18 protein-coding genes and 9 tRNA genes are annotated in these 20,783 nt (G+C 44.8%); 3 read left to right on the plus strand and 24 right to left on the minus strand.

What is annotated here, in order from left to right:
* Window positions 1–2: 2 nt before the first annotated feature.
* Entirely contained in the window at window positions 3–1,070 is a 1,068-nt protein-coding gene (carA, locus tag JG770_RS01060; protein ID WP_291954059.1) for a glutamine-hydrolyzing carbamoyl-phosphate synthase small subunit, read from the plus strand.
* A gap of 80 nt (window positions 1,071–1,150) precedes the next feature.
* On the opposite strand, the gene JG770_RS01065 is transcribed toward carA, so the two are convergent.
* Window positions 1,151–2,254, minus strand: coding sequence for a trypsin-like peptidase domain-containing protein (locus JG770_RS01065; RefSeq protein ID WP_291954061.1), 1,104 nt, complete (start codon window positions 2,252–2,254; stop codon window positions 1,151–1,153).
* Between the two features lie 164 nt (window positions 2,255–2,418).
* Here JG770_RS01065 and JG770_RS01070 point away from each other — a divergent pair, with 164 nt between their 5' ends.
* Entirely contained in the window at window positions 2,419–4,020 is a 1,602-nt protein-coding gene (locus tag JG770_RS01070; protein WP_291954064.1) for a CTP synthase, read from the plus strand.
* 13 nt (window positions 4,021–4,033) lie between these two features.
* Window positions 4,034–5,326, plus strand: a complete 1,293-nt coding sequence (gene pnpS / locus JG770_RS01075) for a two-component system histidine kinase PnpS (protein ID WP_291954068.1) — start codon at window positions 4,034–4,036, stop codon at window positions 5,324–5,326.
* A gap of 2 nt (window positions 5,327–5,328) precedes the next feature.
* On the opposite strand, the gene JG770_RS01080 is transcribed toward pnpS, so the two are convergent.
* From JG770_RS01080 to JG770_RS01190, 23 genes are all read right to left on the minus strand, one after another.
* Entirely contained in the window at window positions 5,329–6,240 is a 912-nt protein-coding gene (locus tag JG770_RS01080) for a hypothetical protein (RefSeq protein WP_291954071.1), read from the minus strand.
* 91 nt (window positions 6,241–6,331) lie between these two features.
* A complete protein-coding gene (locus JG770_RS01085) occupies window positions 6,332–7,678 on the minus strand; it encodes a DALR anticodon-binding domain-containing protein (RefSeq protein ID WP_291954074.1) in 1,347 nt (448 codons plus the stop codon).
* Window positions 7,678–8,484: a glutamate racemase gene (gene murI / locus JG770_RS01090; RefSeq protein WP_291954077.1), complete on the minus strand. Its 807-nt coding sequence runs from the start codon at window positions 8,482–8,484 to the stop codon at window positions 7,678–7,680. The genes JG770_RS01085 and murI overlap by 1 nt, the downstream gene beginning before the upstream one ends.
* Before the next feature lie 30 nt (window positions 8,485–8,514).
* A complete protein-coding gene (locus tag JG770_RS01095) occupies window positions 8,515–9,597 on the minus strand; it encodes a D-alanine--D-alanine ligase family protein (protein WP_291954079.1) in 1,083 nt (360 codons plus the stop codon).
* A 173-nt stretch (window positions 9,598–9,770) separates the two neighbouring features.
* Window positions 9,771–10,880 (minus strand): tRNA guanosine(34) transglycosylase Tgt, encoded by a 1,110-nt coding sequence (tgt, locus tag JG770_RS01100; RefSeq protein ID WP_291954082.1) that lies wholly within the window; start codon window positions 10,878–10,880, stop codon window positions 9,771–9,773.
* Window positions 10,864–11,472, minus strand: coding sequence for a ribosome biogenesis GTP-binding protein YihA/YsxC (yihA, locus tag JG770_RS01105; RefSeq protein ID WP_291954084.1), 609 nt, complete (start codon window positions 11,470–11,472; stop codon window positions 10,864–10,866). Before yihA ends, tgt begins: the two co-directional genes overlap by 17 nt.
* Before the next feature lie 27 nt (window positions 11,473–11,499).
* A complete protein-coding gene (lonB, locus tag JG770_RS01110; protein WP_291954087.1) occupies window positions 11,500–13,191 on the minus strand; it encodes an ATP-dependent protease LonB in 1,692 nt (563 codons plus the stop codon).
* A 124-nt stretch (window positions 13,192–13,315) separates the two neighbouring features.
* Complete coding sequence (gene clpX, locus JG770_RS01115) at window positions 13,316–14,602, minus strand: ATP-dependent Clp protease ATP-binding subunit ClpX (protein ID WP_291954089.1); 1,287 nt, start codon at window positions 14,600–14,602, stop codon at window positions 13,316–13,318.
* 55 nt (window positions 14,603–14,657) lie between these two features.
* Complete coding sequence (locus JG770_RS01120; protein ID WP_291954090.1) at window positions 14,658–15,083, minus strand: ATP-dependent Clp protease proteolytic subunit; 426 nt, start codon at window positions 15,081–15,083, stop codon at window positions 14,658–14,660.
* A gap of 35 nt (window positions 15,084–15,118) precedes the next feature.
* Entirely contained in the window at window positions 15,119–16,441 is a 1,323-nt protein-coding gene (gene tig, locus JG770_RS01125; RefSeq protein ID WP_291954092.1) for a trigger factor, read from the minus strand.
* Window positions 16,442–16,569: 128 nt separating this feature from the next.
* Window positions 16,570–16,645: transfer RNA gene (locus tag JG770_RS01130), tRNA-Lys, on the minus strand.
* A 7-nt stretch (window positions 16,646–16,652) separates the two neighbouring features.
* Window positions 16,653–16,727 (minus strand) — tRNA-Gly (locus JG770_RS01135).
* A 21-nt stretch (window positions 16,728–16,748) separates the two neighbouring features.
* Window positions 16,749–16,833, minus strand: a tRNA-Leu gene (locus tag JG770_RS01140).
* A 6-nt stretch (window positions 16,834–16,839) separates the two neighbouring features.
* Window positions 16,840–16,915, minus strand: a tRNA-Lys gene (locus JG770_RS01145).
* Between the two features lie 5 nt (window positions 16,916–16,920).
* Window positions 16,921–16,995, minus strand: a tRNA-Gln gene (locus JG770_RS01150).
* 106 nt (window positions 16,996–17,101) lie between these two features.
* Window positions 17,102–17,177: transfer RNA gene (locus tag JG770_RS01155), tRNA-Lys, on the minus strand.
* A 13-nt stretch (window positions 17,178–17,190) separates the two neighbouring features.
* Window positions 17,191–17,267 (minus strand) — tRNA-His (locus JG770_RS01160).
* Between the two features lie 7 nt (window positions 17,268–17,274).
* Window positions 17,275–17,351 (minus strand) — tRNA-Arg (locus JG770_RS01165).
* Window positions 17,352–17,360: 9 nt separating this feature from the next.
* Window positions 17,361–17,434 (minus strand) — tRNA-Gly (locus JG770_RS01170).
* Window positions 17,435–17,514: 80 nt separating this feature from the next.
* Complete coding sequence (locus tag JG770_RS01175) at window positions 17,515–17,814, minus strand: TMEM165/GDT1 family protein (RefSeq protein ID WP_291954095.1); 300 nt, start codon at window positions 17,812–17,814, stop codon at window positions 17,515–17,517.
* Window positions 17,815–18,058: 244 nt separating this feature from the next.
* Entirely contained in the window at window positions 18,059–18,892 is an 834-nt protein-coding gene (locus tag JG770_RS01180) for a TIM barrel protein (RefSeq protein ID WP_291954097.1), read from the minus strand.
* Window positions 18,893–18,937: 45 nt separating this feature from the next.
* Entirely contained in the window at window positions 18,938–20,023 is a 1,086-nt protein-coding gene (locus tag JG770_RS01185; protein WP_291954099.1) for a Gfo/Idh/MocA family oxidoreductase, read from the minus strand.
* 14 nt (window positions 20,024–20,037) lie between these two features.
* Window positions 20,038–20,712 (minus strand): ThuA domain-containing protein, encoded by a 675-nt coding sequence (locus tag JG770_RS01190; RefSeq protein WP_291954103.1) that lies wholly within the window; start codon window positions 20,710–20,712, stop codon window positions 20,038–20,040.
* Window positions 20,713–20,783: the final 71 nt, after the last annotated feature.

A 20,783-nucleotide genomic window follows, 5' to 3' on the forward strand; every position in this document is an offset into this window, starting at 1 on the left:
CATTGGAGAATAAAAAAGCCATATTGGTTTTAGAAGACGGCAGTTATTTTGAAGGCGAGTCTTTCGGCAGAACCGGCCAAGCCCATGGCGAAGTGGTATTCAATACATGCATGACCGGTTACGAAGAGGTGTTGACCGACCCCTCATATAAAGGACAAATGGTGGTTATGACCTATCCGCTTATAGGCAACTACGGTATGAATGAAGAAGATGTTGAATCATATAAACCCCATGTAGAGGGTTTTATAATAAAAGAACTATGCGATTACCCCAGCAACTGGCGCTGCACAATGCATCCGATCCAGTACTTCGAACGCTGGGGCATAATGGGAATCCATCGCGTCGATACTCGCCAGATAACGCAACATATACGCAATTTCGGCAGCATGTACGGTATTATATCAACTGAAAGTTTCGATATCCAAGCATTAGCTGAAACAGCCAGAAATCTCGGCACCGTAAAACGCGATCTGGTGGATATGGTATCAATAAAGGAAACCAGGCATATAGAAGGCCCGGGGCATCGCATAGTTGTGATGGATATGGGCATGAAAGAGAATATAGCACGTTCGCTCGTCAAGCGCGGATGCGATGTATATGTGGTGCCATGCCATACCTCGGCCAAAGAGATATTGGATCTAAACCCCGAAGGCATAGTGATATCCAATGGCCCTGGCGACCCTCAAGATATACCCTACGCCATAGAAACCATACGAAACCTTATTGGCAAAAAACCTATTATGGGCATATGCCTCGGGCATCAGTTGCTGGGACTGGCATTGGGCGGCCAAACCTATAAATTAAAGTTTGGGCATCACGGCGGCAATCATCCTGTCAAGGATTTCAACAAAGGCCGCGTATTCATCACATCGCAGAATCACAATTATGCCTTGCGCGATGATTTCTGTAAGCAAGCTACCATAACCCATATAAATCTAAACGATAATACCGTTGAGGGTTTTGTGCACAATGAATACCCGATAATAAGCGTGCAGTACCATCCCGAGGCCAGCCCCGGTCCGCACGATTCAGCTTATATGTTCGATGAGTTTATAGATATGATGGCCTGATCTTGTACGCTCGCCGCTCGTTCTATGCCAATAGTCTGTATGCTCCACAAACGCGGCGAGCGACAGGTTAAAACATTTATCTATTGTTCGGGTCTGGAAGCCAGCTTCACTTCTACCTTTTGTTTATTTCCATTGCTTACAGTCTCTATCTCCACAGTATCACCTATGTCCCTGCTATATATAGCCCTGCGCAAGGCCAACATGGTATTGACCTGCTTGCCGTCTATTGAAAGTATTATATCGCCTTGCTTTATACCGGCTTTATCTGCCGGGCTGTTTCTATCAACATCTATGACATACACGCCTTGTTCAAGCTTAGGGCCGTTTTGTATAAAGTTTGCTATTTCCCTATCATATGCAAATATACCTATATATGGTGCTGTAAATGTACCGGTGGCTATAACTCTTTCCACTATAGGTTTGGCTATATTTATCGGTATGGCAAAGCCCATACCCTCTGCGGTAGCCACTTTAACCGTGTTTATACCCACTACCTGAGCTTTGGCGTTAATTAAAGGCCCTCCGCTGTTGCCGGGATTTATAGACGCATCGGTTTGTATAAGATCCTCCATAAAATTTGTGGCGCCATCAGCCTCCACCTGTAGCGTGCGGTTCAAGGCGCTTATTATGCCCGATGTAACGGTATGCTGGAATTGCAGGCCTAAAGGCGTACCTATGGCTATAGCCGGCTCCCCCACTTTCAGCGTATCCGAATCACCAAATGCCGCCTTTGTATATCCGCTGCCTTCTATCTTCACTACCGCGAGATCCAATACCGGATCGCTCCACAATGCCCTGCCTTCCATTGTACGCCCATCACTTAATACAACATTGATGCTTTCTGTCTCGCCTCCTACCACATGATCATTAGTCAATATATAACCATCACTATCGACGATAACACCCGAGCCGACACCTTGTACCATCTGTTGCGCTCTACCGAACATATCGGTCTCCGTCACCCTTGTAGTGGATATGCCCACCACTGCCGGCGCCACCTTTTGCACTATAGGGTTTACCCCACCCAAAGCATCATCATCTGCCGATGCTTCTTCCGGCGCTGGCGACTGCCGGAGCTGTACCGGCGGCTTATTATATCCCATCAATAGGGTAAATACCACGAAGCTGAGCGCTATCGATACCAACGCTGTAACAAATATGGTCATCTTTTTGCTTTTTAGCATGACAAAGCCCTGCCTTTTATCATATTTTATCATGTATAGTTTGCTCTATAATACGGCTTCAATTCTCATCACGGTAAAAAAATCTTTAGCCGTTTTTTACAGCTTGACATGACATAACAGCTGGGATAGAATAATAAAGATATTTTTGTTTGTGGGAGGAGTTTATGCCGACTAAATATATATTTATAACCGGTGGCGTGGTGTCATCACTGGGCAAGGGCATTACCGCTGCCAGTTTGGGCAGATTGCTCAAAAACCGAGGGCTTAATGTAGTAGTTCAAAAGTTTGATCCATATATAAATATAGATCCAGGTACTATGAGTCCGTATCAGCACGGAGAGGTATTTGTAACCGAAGACGGTGCCGAAACCGATCTGGATCTGGGACATTATGAGAGATTTATAGACGTCAATCTATCTCGTAACAGCAACGTTACAGCCGGCACCGTATACTGGACGGTTATAAATAACGAGCGCCATGGTGACTATCTTGGCGGCACCGTACAGGTCATACCGCATATAACCGACGAGATAAAAGAACGTGTGTACAAGGTAGGCCGAGATAATTCTCCGGATGTGGTTATAACTGAAATCGGCGGTACGGTAGGTGATATAGAAAGCCTACCTTTTTTAGAAGCTATACGCCAGATTAGAAGCGATATAGGCCATGAAAATTCATTATTCATACACGTTACACTGGTACCATATCTGGGAATAACGGGCGAGCTAAAGACCAAGCCGACGCAGCATAGCGTCAAAGAGCTGCGCAGTATAGGTATACAACCCGATATAATCGTATGTCGCTCGGAGAAAGAACTGTCACAGGACCTAAAGGATAAAATAGCCTTATTCTGCAATCTCAAGAGCGATCACGTTATCCAAAACCCCGATTTAGACCATATATACGACGTACCACTTTTTTTAGAAAAAGAAGGATTGGCCGATGTGGTCATAAAGGATCTAGGTATAAAATACCAGCCACCGGATATGGCGGAATGGCAACATATGGTAGATAAGCTTCACAATTTATCTAATGAAATTACGATAGGCCTGGTTGGTAAATATGTCGAACTGCACGATGCATACCTAAGCATAGTGGAAGCTCTATGTCACGGAGGCATAGCCAACGGCGTTAAAGTAAATATAAAATGGGTCCATGCCGAATCAGTCGACGATCAAACAGTAAAACAATTGTTAGGGGATGTCAACGGCATATTGGTACCGGGCGGCTTCGGCGATCGCGGCATAGACGGCAAGATAATGGCTATACAATACGCAAGGGAAAATAAAGTGCCCTACCTTGGCATATGCCTCGGCATGCAGACGGCGGTTGTGGAATTTGCAAGAAATGTTGCGGGATTAAAAGGAGCACATAGCACAGAATTCGATCCGTCCACGTCATATCCCGTTATAGACCTTATGCCCGAACAGAAGCAAATAGCGGATAAGGGGGGTACCATGCGCTTAGGAGCTTACCCATGCAATCTGAAACCCGCTACGCTGTCTGAAAAAGCATATGGGCAGTCCATGATAAGTGAACGCCATAGGCATCGTTATGAATTCAATAATGCATTCAGGGAGATACTGCAACAATACGGCATGGTTATAGCAGGCACATCGCCGGATAACCGATTAGTAGAGATAATAGAACTTAAAGATCACCCTTGGTTCGTAGCCGTACAATTCCATCCCGAATTTAAATCGCGGCCCAATAGAGCCCATCCCCTCTTTAGGGATTTTGTGAAGGTTGCTGCGCACAATAGATAGAGGTGTATTGATTTTGGTATATGTATCAACGATGGCGGGCATACTGGCCGTCATCATCATCTATCTGTTATATAGACAACGTCAGTGGAATAAAGAGGTTGAACGGATAGCCCATGTTATATCCCATCATAGCGCCAGCCAACCGTTGGAGCTACCTATAAGCAGCTCACAATCCCTGCAACTCTTAATCTATGCTATAGAACGCCGGCACAAGGATATAGGGCATCAACAACAGGAAATGCTGCAAGATAACGAAAGGCTCAGGGCCATATTCGCTAATGCCACAGTGGGCCTGATCGCTGTCAATGAGCGCTTGCATATCGAGGCCGTCAATCACATGGCTTGCAAAATGTTCGATATAGACGTCGACGATGCCAAAGGACGTTATATATTGGAGTCTATACGCAATCCACATTTGGAATCGCTTGTACGCTATGTGGTCGTAAATGGTGAGCCTTTATCCTCTGATGTGGAGCTTTCAACAGGCAATGAGCTTATACTCAGAGTATCCATCTCACCCCTTAAAGTGGATAACCGCGTAAACGGCGCCGTTATATCGCTGGAAGACATCACCGAGTTAAAGCGTCTGGATCAGGTAAAAGCTGAACTGGTAGCAAATATGTCGCACGAAATAAAGACGCCTCTTACTTCGATAAAGGGCTTTGCAGAAACATTGTTGGAAGGAGCCATGGATAATCGTGAAACATGTAGGCGATTTTTGACTATCATCGATTCGGAGGCCGATCGCATGAGCCGTCTTATAAACGACAGCCTCACCTTATCGCGTCTGGAAAGCCAGGATCACGATATCTCTATAGAACCGATCAATTTGCACGAACTCATAGCCAATATACTGGATATGGTGGATTCCTCGGCTAAAACCAAGAATATTGATGTAACATTTTATGACCGCGCCACCGGCATGAAAATAGATGGCAATGAAGACAGGATGCACCAGCTCATGCTCAACCTCATAGACAATGCTATCAAATATACTCCCTCTGGCGGAAAGGTAACAATAACAATTAAAGATGAAGGTGAAAACGCCTTTATAAGCGTAAAAGACACCGGCATAGGCATAGCAAAGGAGCATATACCAAGGCTGTTCGAGCGTTTCTATCGCGTGGATAAAGGCCGTTCCCGCAATATGGGAGGCACCGGTCTCGGCCTGGCAATAGTCAAACATGTGGTGATGTCCATGAACGGTACCATAGATGTGAATAGCGAGCTAGGCAGGGGTACCGAATTTATAGTACGTCTGCCCAAGCGCTATTCCGCGCATCCATCCGATCCAGTTGCCGGTTAGTTCTATTGTTCGTCATCCGGCGGCAGATCAAACGGCTGCGGCGGATTCTGTTCATTATCTTCTATGGGCTGCAAATTGGCATCTGCAGGACGGAAATTATGATATACTATGAATAGATATGCCGTTATAATGGCACTCAAATAAGAAATTATAAGAACCCCCAGTACACTCATATAATTGATCACAGAAATATCGCCAATAGAATTGCCAGTAATGGCAGCATAGATGTAATTAGCACCCCAACTTATACCAATTATCATTGCTGCTATCAGAAGCATAACAACGATCAGGCTCCAGAAATGATGCGAGACCGCTTTTGCACCACGCCTCAGCCCTTCGAATACGCCCACATCGTCTATTACCATAGCCGGCTGCCATAACGCAAGAAATATAATCCCTATGAATACACCTATAAATATTACTACTATAGCTACTGTTCCACCTATACCCATATTCGCCGCTTGTTCTACTGCTGTCGGATCATTTACTAAATTAGCAAACGCTGAACCGGCAAGCAAAGCCACCAATATAATACTTATTACTACTGTTACTGCTATGACCATAGCTACAATGAGCAATGATTGTCCGACGAAGCGCCAGAAATACCGCCTTATACCTTGCATAAAGCTCGAAAATCCAGCCTGCCCGTTTAATAAGGCCTGTTTCATCATACCGGCCTGCCCTGCTTGTATTAATAAGATTATTATGGCCATAACAAATCCGTATAAAGCCATTGACCCAATTATATCACCCATCATTTCGATGGCCGCATCTGGATCAATTACCATGTTAAACCCGCTCATGTTCTGTACTTGCATATCGCTTATAAAAAGCGATATAAACCATATGGCTAATGTCGGTATTATCAATATGAGATTTCTTGAAATTAACCCAAAGGCCCTTTTTAAATACATTTACAATCCCCTTTCTGTCGTTTTGGATCAGGCAGCAATTACAGTTGCTGCGTATATCAATTATATATGGTAAAAGCCTGTTTGACAATAATCAGCAAAGGCGTTCAGGTGCTTCTATGTTCAATATATATAATCCATTGGCTAATACTATGCGTGCAGCCTCCAGTAACCCCAACCGTGCATACATAAGGTCGTTATTACTTATGCGCACGCGACATTCGTCATAAAATTTATGGAATAAATCGGCTACATCTGCGAGATAATCAACTAAAATAGCCGGTTGTCTATATTGAGCCGCTACTGTTATTTCGTGAGGCAGCTCGGCCAAACGACGCATCAACGCCTGCTCGGCCGGATGGTGCAGCATAGAAAAATCTATTTCCTCAGGCGGAATCAATGCCACTCTGTTCGAATCCATATGCCGCAATATACTGCAAATACGCGCATATGCATATTGTACCTCAAAAAGGCCATCTTCTTTATCCCTTGAGCTGCTGAGCATAAAACGCAGCGCATCCCTGCCGGCACCTTCCATTGAGGGACTATAATCAGGCGCTGCTATATATCCCAGATGCTCGGGCTCGCATCCCAGGCAAATCATGGCCTCGCGCACCGTTTCAAATGTATCGGCCGATGCCCTATCACCTATTTCTATCACCATGTCATACCCTTCTTTAAATATCTTTCTTCGATAATAGGCCATGCGCATAGTAATATCTGTAAACACTCCTTCTTTTAGAATCAATGCGTTATGCCTATCTGCCACAAATCGCATGTCATCGCCTTCATGCCTTACATAACCCATAATATCCATCTCTTCTACAGTTTCTCGCAGATCAGAATCGTACAATTGCCGTTCATAAAACCATGACGGCAGTACTACGCCATACAGCCTCAGGTTAACTATCTCATCATTAACCTCTTGCATATTTTTATCACTATTCACATAACGCTCTCTTAACACATCATACCCTGCCGCCTCTAATATATTGGCCAAACAATCCCCCCATACGATGGTATATATATCCATATCATGAAAGGATATCAAGACCTTGCGATTATCCCCTATATCCACCCGTCCGTATTCATCTCTTTCCTTTAATATCAACGTCAGCACATCGTAGAACCATTTCGGTTTTAGAAATATATTTATAAAACCGGGACCTGCTATTTCCATGCGATCTATATATGTACCGGATAAATTGATATGTTCCAGCAGCGTTCGGGCTATATAGTCAGAAGGCTTACCTGTTATCCGTACCATTTCTACAGGCATGTTCGTATAAAAATCTCCATGTCTTGTATCGCGGGTCTTGTTCAGCTTTACATCATATACGCCCTGGTATGCTATACTTCCATCGAGCTGAGCGGCGGTTAAAGCACTGTTCAGCACCCCTGCTATCTGCTCGGTTATATACCGTATAGGGTCCGCCATCATCAATACCTCTCTATATCTACCTTAGTGGCAGATGATATATGGCATTTAAGGAAATTACTGCCTATTTTCTTGAATCTCTCGCCGTCATCGCTGGCAAAATAACGATACTGCGGAGGATTGGCTCCATCATTCAAGATATCTATCCGGGCCAAAACGCGTCTCAATATTAAGGCTGTTTCCTCAGCCGGATTTATCAAATTCACACCTGCCCCAACAACCCTTCTTATAGTATCTGCCATCAAAGGGTAATGCGTGCAACCCATAAGCAACGTATCAATGCTCTTATCTTTAAAAAAAGACAGATATTCCAGCGCGGCCATATATGCTATCTCGCTATCCTGCAATCCTTCTTCGACCAGCGGCACAAATAAAGGGCATGGCTTCGCAAACGTTTCTATGCTATCATCCAATGACTTTATAGCCTTCTCATAAGCACCGCTATTTATGGTACCCTCGGTACCTATGATACCCACACGCTTATTTTTGGTGGCGCGAACCGCCGTTGTAGCACCGCCCTCTATCACGCCGAGTATCGGCACATCAAATTGTTGCTGCGCGACCTCCAAACTAATAGCGCTGGCAGTATTGCAGGCCAGCACCACCGCTTTTATACCCTGGCTCATAAGAAAACGCACCGACTGTAATGTAAACTTTATAACCGTATCGCGCGAGCGCGTGCCGTAAGGCACGCGCGCCGTATCACCGAAATATATTATATCCTCCGCAGGCAATTGTTTCATGATTTCTTTTACCACAGTCAATCCGCCTACGCCCGAATCAAAAACACCTATAGGTCTGTTGTCCAATTCAATGTTTCCTTTCCATCAAATGATAATTTAAAAACCCGAACGCCGCAGCTCATAACGCTCCAAGGCAAGCTCTATAAGGCGATCTATCAGCTTGTCATATGGCAGGCCGCTAGCATTCCATAACTTCGGATACATGCTTATCTTAGTAAATCCTGGTATTGTATTTACCTCGTTAAGATATACCGTATTATCGCTCTTTTTGACCAGGAAATCTACGCGGGCCATACCGGCGCAATCCAAGGCCTTGTAAGCATCGACTGCCAGCCCGCGCACCGTTTCCATGACATCTATAGGTAAACCGGCAGGTATAATAAGCCCGGACTTGCCTTCATCGAAGTACTTGGCATTATAATCGTAAAATTCATTGCATGGCACGATTTGGCCTATTGTCGACGCCTCAGGATAATCATTTCCGAGTACCGCGCATTCTATCTCATAACCGTCTATAAATTCTTCCACAAGTATCTTGCGATCGTATTTACCTGCCAATTCCATGGCCTGTATAAGCTCATCTCTATCGTGCGCTTTGGTAATGCCAACGCTGGAGCCCATATTCGCAGGTTTAACAAAGCACGGATAGGCCAGCTTTGTTTCAACCTCTGACACAAATACCTCGGGACTAGTCTTAAAATGCTCGTAAACAGTGCTGACATATTCAGCCGTCTTTAATCCATGGCGCAAAAATACATCTTTAGACAGCACTTTATCCATAGCCAACGACGAGGCCAACACACCGCAACCCACATATGGAATACCGGCCAACTCCAGCAATCCCTGTACAGTGCCATCCTCCCCATGCGGTCCGTGCAATATCGGAAATATAATATCTGCAGGTATAAAAGCACAATTACGCTCTATATCTATGAACCCTTTATATGACGGATCCGGAGCAAGCACGACAGGCCGCGCTGATGCTTGCCATCTGTTTGTTTCTATATCTTCTAAAGCGCCTTCATACAACATCCAGCGCCCTTCTTTCGTTATACCCACCATAATAGATTCATATTTATCTTTATTCATATTGCGCAGTACGGATACTGCCGACATGAGCGACACCTCATGTTCTCCCGACTGCCCGCCGAATAATACCGCTATTTTCTTTTTATCCACATCGCTTCCCCTTTCCGCAACTTATATAACATTATTATTGTACCACATTATAATGATATTTTCTTCATCATGCTTAATATTACAACTAGAGTTTAACAGTCCAAGAAAGTAAAAATCTCCTGTAACCGTTGCTGTTACAAGAGATTTCAGACAATAAAAAGGTTTCTGTTAATCTATCGGTAATAATTTCTGAAGAACGTATCCCTAAATTCTAACAGCCTGTCCTCCATTATAGCCTGCCTTATATCCTTCATAAGACCTGCTAAAAAATACAGGTTATGGATGGTGGCCAAGCGAGCTCCTAGTATTTCGCCTACATTAAATAAATGCCTTATATATGCCCTGGAGAAATTTCGGCATGCATAACAGTCGCACTGCTCGTCTAATGGACGCATATCGTCCTTATAAGCGGCATTCCTTACGACAAGCTTGCCCTGGGAAGTCATCACCGTACCGTTTCTGGCTATTCTGGTAGGCCATACGCAGTCAAACATATCCACGCCGCGTATAACACCCTCAATAAGGCAATCGGGGCTGCCTACTCCCATAAGGTATCGCGGTTTATCATCGGGCATATTCGGTACCATGTATTCCAGTATGTCATACATGATATCCTTTGGTTCGCCTACGCTCAAGCCGCCTATGGCATAACCGGGAAACCCTATATCCACTATTTGCTCCATGCTTTTTTGTCGTAAATCCTTATATGTGCTGCCTTGTATTATGCCAAAGAGGGACTGGTGTTCATCGGTATGTGCATGCTTGCATCGTTCAGCCCATCTAGTGGTCCTTTCCACAGCGCGCGAAGCATAATCGTGATCACACGGATAGGGCACGCATTCATCGAATGCCATTATAATATCGGCACCAAGGGCATGTTGTATTTCTATGGCTTTTTCGGGACCTATGAAATGCTTGGAACCGTCTATATATGACCTGAATGCGACCCCATCTTCGGTTATATCTCTCAGATGGCTCATGCTGAACACCTGATATCCGCCGCTGTCGGTCAAGATGGAGCGGTCCCAATTCATGAAACCATGCAAACCTCCTGCTTTAGCCACTATATCATGGCCAGGGCGCAAGTAAAGATGGTATGTATTGCTCAATATAATTTTAAACCCTATGTCCTTTAATTCATCGGGAGTCATGGCTTTAACAGTAGCCTGAGTACCCACCGGCATAAAAACCGGCGTATCTATAACGCTGTGTTCGGTGTATATCCTGCCCAAACGCGCACCGCTGTTTTTATCCTTTTTTATAAGCTCATACCTTAAAGCCATCGTATCCCTCCAAAGCCTCTTTTATGGCCATTAAAGCATCATTCTTGCCTTGTTTGGTCAGCGCTGAAAATAGTATTATAGCAGTTCCTTGCGGTATTTCCATCTCCTTTTTTATCATATCGAGGTGCTCCTGCACCTCGCTTTTGTTTAACTTATCGGCTTTCATAGCCACAAAACCTGTGCTTACTCCATAATATCGCAGCCACTGCCACATCAGCTTGTCATACTCGCTAGGTTTATGGCGAATATCCAATAGCATAAATGCACCGGCTATATTATCTATCCGCGAGTTGAGATATGTCTCTATGCTCTCGCTCCATCGGTCTTTTTCCTGCATAGATACTTTAGCATAGCCATACCCCGGCAAATCAACTATATAAAAACGTTCATTGATAAGGTAGAAGTTTATAGTGCGCGTTTTGCCTGGCTTAGAACCTATAAAAGCCAGTTTGCGATTATTGGCTATGGTATTCACAAATGAGGATTTGCCCACATTGGACCGTCCAAGCAACACCAATTCAGGCATACCGCTCTTTGGATATTGCGACGGTATCGCAGCGCTCGCTATAAACTCCGCCTTCTTTATCTCCATATGCTCGTTTCCCCTCCCTATCGTTTGCTAATTTTTATTTTTATCGTGCAAGCTTGATGCACTCAACACTCCCATAGAAGCAGGTGTCGCTGAGATAGCGGCATTTTTCTTATCATCGCGGCATAAAACTTGTCCCAGCACATCTTCTATACGCGCAACTTTTATCAGTTTTATATTTTTGTCGTCAAAACCAGCCTGCCAATTATCCTCCGGTATCACAACCTTGCGCACTCCGGCAGCTCTGGCAGCTTCCAGTTTGGCTGCAATGCCGCCCACAGGCTTCACCTCACCATAAATAGATATCTCACCTGTCATAGCCGCTGTGTTGTCCACAGGTACATCCATTATAGCGGAATATACCGCCGTAGCTATAGCAGCACCGGCTGACGGCCCGTCTACCGGCACCCCGCCAGGAAAGTTTATATGGATGTCATAATCCCTTGTCTGAATATGCATACATTTATTTAACGCAGTCAGTACATTGGTTATAGACGACTTGGCCATACTGGTACGTCTTACCTTGTGCATATCGGAACCAATCTCTTCTTCTTCAACGATACCGGTAATAGTAAGTATGCCTTTGCCTTTTAAGGTCGGTATTGCCGAGGCTTCTACCTCTATCAGCATCCCCAGATGCGGCCCGTATACAGCCATCCCGTTTGCGCATCCCACTCTAGGCTTATCGTAGATCCTGCGCTCAGGTCTGGGATTGTAATGGCCGCTTTCAATAACCCATTCTATATCATTTACTGTTATGTCTTTCTTACCGTCGATAAATGCTATACCGGCAGCGAGCTGTATTATATTGACCGCTTCTCTGCCGTTGGTAGCATATTTGCCTATCAATTGCGAAGCCTCTTCATCGATTGCAAAGCCTGCTTTATCAGCAGCATTTCTGGCAATACGTATTATTTCATCGGGCAATAAAGCTCTGAAAAATATCTCCAGGCAACGCGAACGAATAGCTGCAGGTATCTCATCGGGCGATCTTGTCGTCGCTCCCACTAATCGAAAATCAGCCGGCAGCCCGTTCTGAAATATATCATGTATATGCCGTGGTATATTAGAATCCTCGGAGCTATAGTAAGCGCTTTCAAAAAATACCTTTCTATCCTCTAAAACCTTGAGCAATTTGTTCATCTGAATTGGGTGCAATTCGCCGATCTCATCCAGAAACAATATGCCGCCATGAGCTTTGGTAACAGCTCCCGGTTTAGGCTGTGGTATGCCGGCTATACCCAAAGGCCCTGCTCCTTGATAAATAGGATCATGCACCGAGCCTATCAAAGGATCGGCTATACTGCGCTCGTCAAAGCGCATAGACGTGGCATCCATTTCCACAAATTTCGCATCTTTTTTAAAAGGCGAGTATGAATTTTTCTTGGCTTCTTCCAGAACCAGGCGAGCTGCCGCGGTTTTACCCACACCCGGCGGCCCGTATATCAAAACATGTTGAGGGTTGGGACCGCACAGAGCGGCCTTTAACGCTTTTATACCCTCTTCCTGCCCAATTATATCGTCGAATGATGCGGGCCTGGTTTTTTCCGACAACGGTTGGGTCAAGGACCTCTCTCTCATTCTATGCAGCTTTTCCAGCTCTTGTTTGGATTCTTTAGCAATGGCCGATCGATTATTTTGTTGGCTTTTCAGCAAGTTGAAGAAATATAAGCCTATAACCACCGCAAAGAAGAATTCTATCAGCAATATCAACGTGGTCATAGTTTAGCAACCTCCTCCTATAGATGCATTAGATTTCATAAAGTAGTATGTGTATGAGGTTGCATTTTATCCTTGAATATTAAAGGGCGTTCTATAAAAGAACGCCCAGAAAATTCTGCGATTATTACGAAGCTGTTTCTTTTTTCTCTCGCCCTTTTTTCACAGGACGCTTCGACTTCTGTATTTCCGATATTATTATCATCGGCTCAGTATGATTAACTATGGTATCCTCTGTTATAACGCACTTCTCTATGTCCTCTCTGGATGGGATATCATACATTATATTGAGCATGATATCCTCCAATATAGCCCTTAAACCGCGGGCACCAGTATTTCTTTCCAGCGCTTTATCCGCTACGGCGGCTATTGCCGCTTCTTCGAACTCAAGCGTCACACCATCCATTTCAAACAACTTCTGATATTGCTTTATAAGGGCGTTCTTCGGCTCTGTCAAAATGGTCATGAGGGCTTTTTTATCAAGGGCATGGAGTGTTACAATAATAGGCAATCGACCTACCATTTCCGGTATTAATCCAAATTTAAGCAGATCCTGAGGCATTATATGCTTCAATAACTCCCCTACATCCTGCTCTTTCTTGGTTTTAATCTCGGCCCCAAAGCCCATGGCCTTCTCGCCCAGTCGGTTCTGTATTATTTTATCTATCCCATCAAAAGCTCCGCCGCATATAAATAGTATATTGGTCGTGTCTATCTGTATAAATTCCTGATGAGGATGCTTTCTGCCACCCTGCGGGGGCACATTGGCTACAGTACCTTCTAATATTTTAAGCAATGCCTGCTGTACGCCCTCACCTGACACATCCCTTGTGATCGACGGATTCTCTGATTTCCTTGCTATCTTATCGATCTCATCTATATAGACTATACCTCTCTCGGCCTTTTCCACATCATAATCGGCTGCCTGGATAAGCTTTAAGAGTATATTCTCTACATCTTCGCCTACATATCCGGCTTCGGTAAGCGATGTTGCATCCGCCATCGCAAACGGCACATTCAATATGCGCGCCAACGTCTGGGCCAGAAGCGTTTTCCCTGATCCGGTAGGCCCCAACATTATTATATTGCTCTTTTGAAGCTCTACGCCATCCGACTTTACATCGCTGTTTATACGCTTGTAGTGGTTATACACCGCTACTGACAAGGTCTTCTTAGCATCCTCTTGTCCTACCACGTATTGATCGAGTATCGTCTTTATTTCTGCTGGTTTCGGCAGGTCCTTTATCTCGATTTCGGACGTATCGTCGAATTCCTCTTCAATGATTTCCTGGCACAGTTCTATGCATTCATCGCATATATAAACACCAGGGCCAGCCACCAAACGCCTTACCTGATCTTGCGTTTTGCCGCAAAATGAGCACTTTACCTGCTTTTTATCATCATATCTTGCCATTGTATCACCTCTCCTACTGGCAAACGTTATTTCCTAGATATAATAACCTCATCTACTATACCATATTCTTTTGCCTCTTGGGCTGACATAAAGAAATCTCTCCCATTGGTTGATGGATCAATATCTCGCTATTGGGTAAAGCATATCTTTTACCCTTAGCGCCGGCAGCCAGCAAAAACGCGCCCATCGAAGCTGCCATACCTATGCATATTGTAGAAACGTCCGGCTTTATATACTGCATAGTATCGTATATAGCGAAACCCGCCGTCACCGAACCGCCAGGACTGTTTATATACAGATGAATATCCTTATCAGGATCCTCTGACTCTAAAAATAGCATTTGAGCTACCACCAGGCTGGCTGTGGCATCATCCACTTCGCCATCTAAAAAGACTATCCTTTCCTTTAATAACCGCGAATATATATCGTATGACCGCTCGCCGCGGCTGCTTTGCTCTACAACTATAGGTACCAGATTCATAAAATTACCTCCGTCATTATACTTTGCTTTTCAGATTAGGCTTCGCCTTCTGAAGTATCCGGCTGACCATCTTCCTCAACATCCTCTACAATGGCATTCTCTATTAAAAAGGAGACGATCTTATTCATACGCAGCGTTTCTTCTATAAACGCCGGATTTATTTGTTGTCTATATTGTTCCACATCCGCATTCATTTGCTCCGCGCGTTTCTTTATTTCTTCATCTACTTCTTCAGAAGAAACCTCTATATTCTCTACTTGGCCTATCTTTTCCAGCACCATTCTGGATTTAAGACGATCATAAGCAACGTCTTTATATTGTTCCCTCAGTGCTTCTTTTGATGTATTGGTAATCTGAAGATAAATATCCAGATCCAAACCGCTGCTCCGTAAGGTATAATCCACTTCCTGCAGCACATCATCGAGCTCCCTCTCCACCATCACATCCGGTATATCAACGCTGGCATTTTTAGTAACCTTCTCTATTATAGCGTTCTCAAGGGCCGACTGCGTTTGTTGGGCAGCTTCAGTTTCCAAGCGTTCCCTTATGCTTTGTCTTAATTCCTCCAGCGTATCGAATTCGCTGACATCTTTGGCGAATTCATCATCCAGTTCCGGCAGCTCCTTGTACTTTATTTCCTTCATGGTAACCGAAAACGTTACTTCTTTGCCCGCCAAATCAGTATTTCCATAATCTTCCGGAAATACTATGTTGAACTCCTTATGCTCACCCACATGCATGCCGATGAGCTGCTCCTCAAATCCGGGTATAAAACGCCCCTGCCCAATCTCTATATCTTGATCCTCAGCTTTGCCGCCTTCAAATTCTTGACCGTCAAGATAACCGGTATAATCTACCGTTACAGTGTCGCCTTCTTGCGATGCCCTATCTTCCACGGCTATCAAACGCGCATTCCTCTGGCGCAAGTTTTCCAGCTCTTTTTCTACATCCTCATCTGTAACATTATATACTGGCCTTTCGACCTGTATTCCTTTATATTCTCCCAACGTCACTTCCGGCTTTACAGTAACGTCAGCACTCAATACGAGATCCTTCCCTTTGCCTATCTGCACTATATCTATTTGAGGCAGATCCACAGGAGTAAGGTTATTCTCTTCGATAGCCTTGCTGTATGCGTCCGGAAAGACATCATCTATAGCATCTTCATAAAATACCGATTCCCCATAATATTGCTCCACTATATGTTGAGGTACCTTGCCAACGCGAAATCCAGGTACTCTGAATTTCATGATATTCTTTCTATAAGCCTTCTTCATCGCTTCTTCAAAAGTATCGGCGTCAACTTCTATCTTGAGTTTGGCGATGTTATTCTCCACTCGTTCTAATTGAGAACCCATACGTTCCTCCTTATATTAAAAAATAGCAAAATATCCGTTTTTCTTATTATGCCACTAAAACACTAAAATTTCAAGGCTTATTTTGCTTTTTATATAAAAAGACCGCCACTCTTAAGCAGCGATCTTCATGGTGGGCCATCAGGGACTCGAACCCTGGACACCCTGATTAAGAGTCAGGTGCTCTGCCAGCTGAGCTAATAGCCCATTGTAATGGAGCGGAAGACGGGATTCGAACCCGCGACATTTGCCTTGGCAAGGCAACGCTCTACCACTGAGCCACTCCCGCATACTTTATTATCATCGCACATGGTGCGGGCGAAGAGACTCGAACTCCCATACCTCGCGGTACCAGATCCTAAGTCTGGCGCGTCTGCCAATTCCGCCACGCCCGCGCATATTGGTGACTCATCGGGGATTCGAACCCCGGACACCTTGATTAAAAGTCAAGTGCTCTGCCACCTGAGCTAATGAGTCAAATTTGGCTGGGATGGCAGGATTCGAACCTACGAATGCAGGAGTCAAAGTCCTGTGCCTTACCGCTTGGCTACATCCCAACGTTAACGTCGCCTTGATCTATCAAATAGCTCAATGTGGCCGACGTTTATTATTATAGCAAACATATATAAAGTATGCAACATTTATGATAAAAATTTCCCAAAATGGTGACCCATCGGGGACTCGAACCCCGGACACCTTGATTAAAAGTCAAGTGCTCTGCCACCTGAGCTAATGGGTCGCAAAAATAAAAATGGGGTGAATGGTGGGACTTGAACCCACGACCTCCAGGGCCACAACCTGGCGCTCTAACCAGCTGAACTACATCCACCACATTATGGTGCGCCTGGAGGGATTCGAACCCCCGACCCACGGATTAGAAATCCGTTGCTCTATCCTGCTGAGCTACAAGCGCTAGTTATAATGGAGCGGGTGATGGGAATCGAACCCACGCGGCCAGCTTGGAAGGCTGGAACTCTACCATTGAGCTACACCCGCACATCGGTGACAGTATATAAGTTTAGCATATGACCGACCATTTGTCAATAGCAAAAATCACCGTCACCGAGCGGCCACCTTCAATGCAGATATGTCCTTATGAATTCCGGAACCGCTCCCCATAATACGAATATACCTATAGCTACAAATAAGCCGCCGGCAATAAGCTGCAAAACGGCCTGAGGCACATATTTTGCCACAACATCTCCAAGCAGCGCTCCTATAAGCGTCACCACCACCAGTGCCGCAGAGGCACCGAGAAATATAGGCAGAGGCTGCTTATGCTGTGTCACCAGCGTAAATACAGCTAATTGTGTTTTGTCACCCATTTCGGCCAAAAACAACATGCCAAAGGCTATAAGAAACAACTTCCAATCCATATGTATCATCCTTTCAAGTTTATACAAGCAAAAAGACTTTTAGCAGAATTATTCATCCTGCTAAAAGTCTCATTCTCGGCACACCGAACGATGGAACCAGGCGTAAGCCAGTATGTTGATTCCACCGGCCCTGTTAAGGGCAACTACTCCCTCTTAACAAATTTATTTTACATTATCATTGATATAATTGCAATAACAAATTGAAAACCCACGATAATGGGAAAGTGTAACTTATAACTGCCCTTTATAGCCTTACGCCGACATTCTTAGCCACCATGCGAATATAATCGGCAGCTTGCACGCATTCGTCGTCGGACGATAAATGTTCTATGATAAGCGGCATATCGCTGTCCAACGCATCGAGATGCTGCAAAAGAACAGAATAATTCAGATATCCTGATCCAGCACGCACCTCGTCCAGATGTACCGTAAGCTTGCCCGAAAGCAATGTATCCTTGGCATGGCAACTTTTTATATATGGTCCCAATTTATCTATAAAATCGCATATAAATGCGGCATTATTATAATAGCGAGCCGGACTGTTTATAAGGTTCACAGGGTCAAAATGCACAGCAAATCGAGGTCGATCTATAGCACGCAACAGTTCTAGATAACTTTCAGCCGAATCCGGATATATCCATGGCATGGGCTCCAGCGTATAAAAAGTATGCGATGGTTTTACGGCATCTATTATCTCTCTGACTGTATCCACTATCATGTCGAACGTTTCTTGCGTCAAATTATCGGAATGTGGGCCATCCCATTGCTCGCCACGTGAGCCAGCAATATTTACACAGCAACGCGCTCCGACCCTATCGGCTAAATCCAGTTGCCGCTGGCATAAAGCTATAGCATCACGACGTTCCGTCTCATCTCGGCTTAACGGATTGCTCCATGCCCCTACTTCGGCTATAACTATATCGGCGTGAGCCGCAGCTCCTATATAAGCCTCCAACTCCTGTCCTCCGGCATCGGCAGCAAGAGGCCAAATAGCAGCTCTATACCCGCGACGTTTTAGCGCTTGTATCCAAGTTTCAGGGTCACAATAATCATCAAATACAGGACCACCTAAACGCATAATAAATTCCTCCTTGATTTTTATTCGCCATGCTCAGTTAGCCTTTTACAGATCTGATACAAGCGGTTCAGGGCGCTGACATCCGCTTATGGGATAATAATGAGCCCCATTTTCCGAAGCATCGTGGATACCCTGCATGATATCCAATACATGAAATGCCATCTCGCCGTTAGCCCTATGCGCTCTGCCCTTTAATATGGCATAAGCCATATCAGCCACCCCGATGCCGCGGCTGTTATCGGAAAAGCCATAAATAAGCGGTATTTCTTTCCACCCATCCGTATCCTTTCTTTTTAGCAGTATAGGGCCTCCAAATGTATTAGGATCAGGCGCTATAAGCGTGCCCTCACTACCGTATATCTCCATTCTTGGCGTTTGCGATGCCCACACATCAAAGCTTGTCACAATAGTAGCTATTGCTCCGCAATCAAAATCCAGTATGCCTGTTACATGGGTCGGCACTTCAACATTTATTTTTTTACCGTATTTGGGTTGACTGGTGATAACCCTTTCATCGAAAGTTATCCGAGCTGAGCCGGTTACCCTGCGCACAGGGCCCAACATAGCTATAAGGGCGGTAAGGTAATAAGGACCCATATCGAACATAGGCCCTCCCCCGACCTGATAATAAAACTCTGGATCAGGATGCCAGCTTTCATGCCCATGACAGAGCATAAAAGCGGTTGCAGCCACCGGTTTGCCTATCCAGCCATCATCGATGAGCTTGATACAGGTCTGTATACCGCCTCCAAGGAAGGTATCGGGCGCATTGCCCACAAGCAATCCCTTGTTTTTGGCCATATCAATAATCCTTTTACCATCCTCGCGTGAGATAGCCAGTGGCTTCTCGCTGTAAACATGCTTTCCGGCCTCCAAAGCCTTGATTGCTACTTCAGCATGAGAACCGGGGTTGGTAAGATTAAGGATAATTTGTATATCAGGATCGGCCAGTAGTTCTTCAACTGTACAGTATTTAGGGATACCAAATTTTTGAGCTTTCGTACAGGAACGCTCAGGTATCATATCTGCACAAGCTGCTACCTCGGTAACATCAAATACAGTGGCTAAATTCTTTATGTAAATATCAGAAATATTTCCGCAGCCAATAACGCCTACTTTAACCTTGTCCATCAGTTTAACCCTTTCTATCTTAAGACCTCTCTGCCTTCAGCCGCCCATAAGAAACCTCGCCTCATTATTTCACGGGGCTCTCTCATTTCAAATATATCGGCGTGATGGCCTAAAGAACAATAAAATACCCTGCCAGCTCCCCAGCGTTTGGTCCATACCACCGGAGCGTCGACCTGACCGTTGGCCGCATGGTAACCGTCTACTACCGGAAAGCGAGTGGTTGCAAGCACTTCGACGGCCGGATCTACATGCAGATAATATTGTTCGGACTTTACTATAAAGTCGTCTATTCCTTCAACTATAATGCTGGAGCCTCTTTTAATATTAACGGTATATTCCACGCCGTCATTTCCGGGATGTGCTACCCAGCTGCCGCCCGTCATAAATTGCCACTCAACGCATTCCCTGAATGCATCGCACATGCCACCATGGCAGCCGGCAAGACCAACCCCATTTCCTACAGCTTCTATTACCGGCTTGACCTGTTCTTGTGTAATACTCCCCATAGTCCATATAGGTATTATTAAAGACAAATCCATCAATTTTTCCTTGTCCAGGAATGAGTCCAATGTATCAGAAACTTCCACCTCAAAATTCTCGCCTACCAGTATCTCTCGAAACACATCGGCGACCTGAGTCGGTTGATGTCCTTCCCACCCACCTTGTACAATCAATGCTTTTTTAGCCATGGTAAAACCTCCAAAATATAAATTCACGCGTATAGATTACTATATGCATATTACAAATACAATCGTTATAA

The sequence above is a fragment of the Mahella sp. genome (assembly GCF_020054945.1).
In the GTDB taxonomy this organism is placed as follows: domain Bacteria; phylum Bacillota; class Clostridia; order Mahellales; family Mahellaceae; genus Mahella.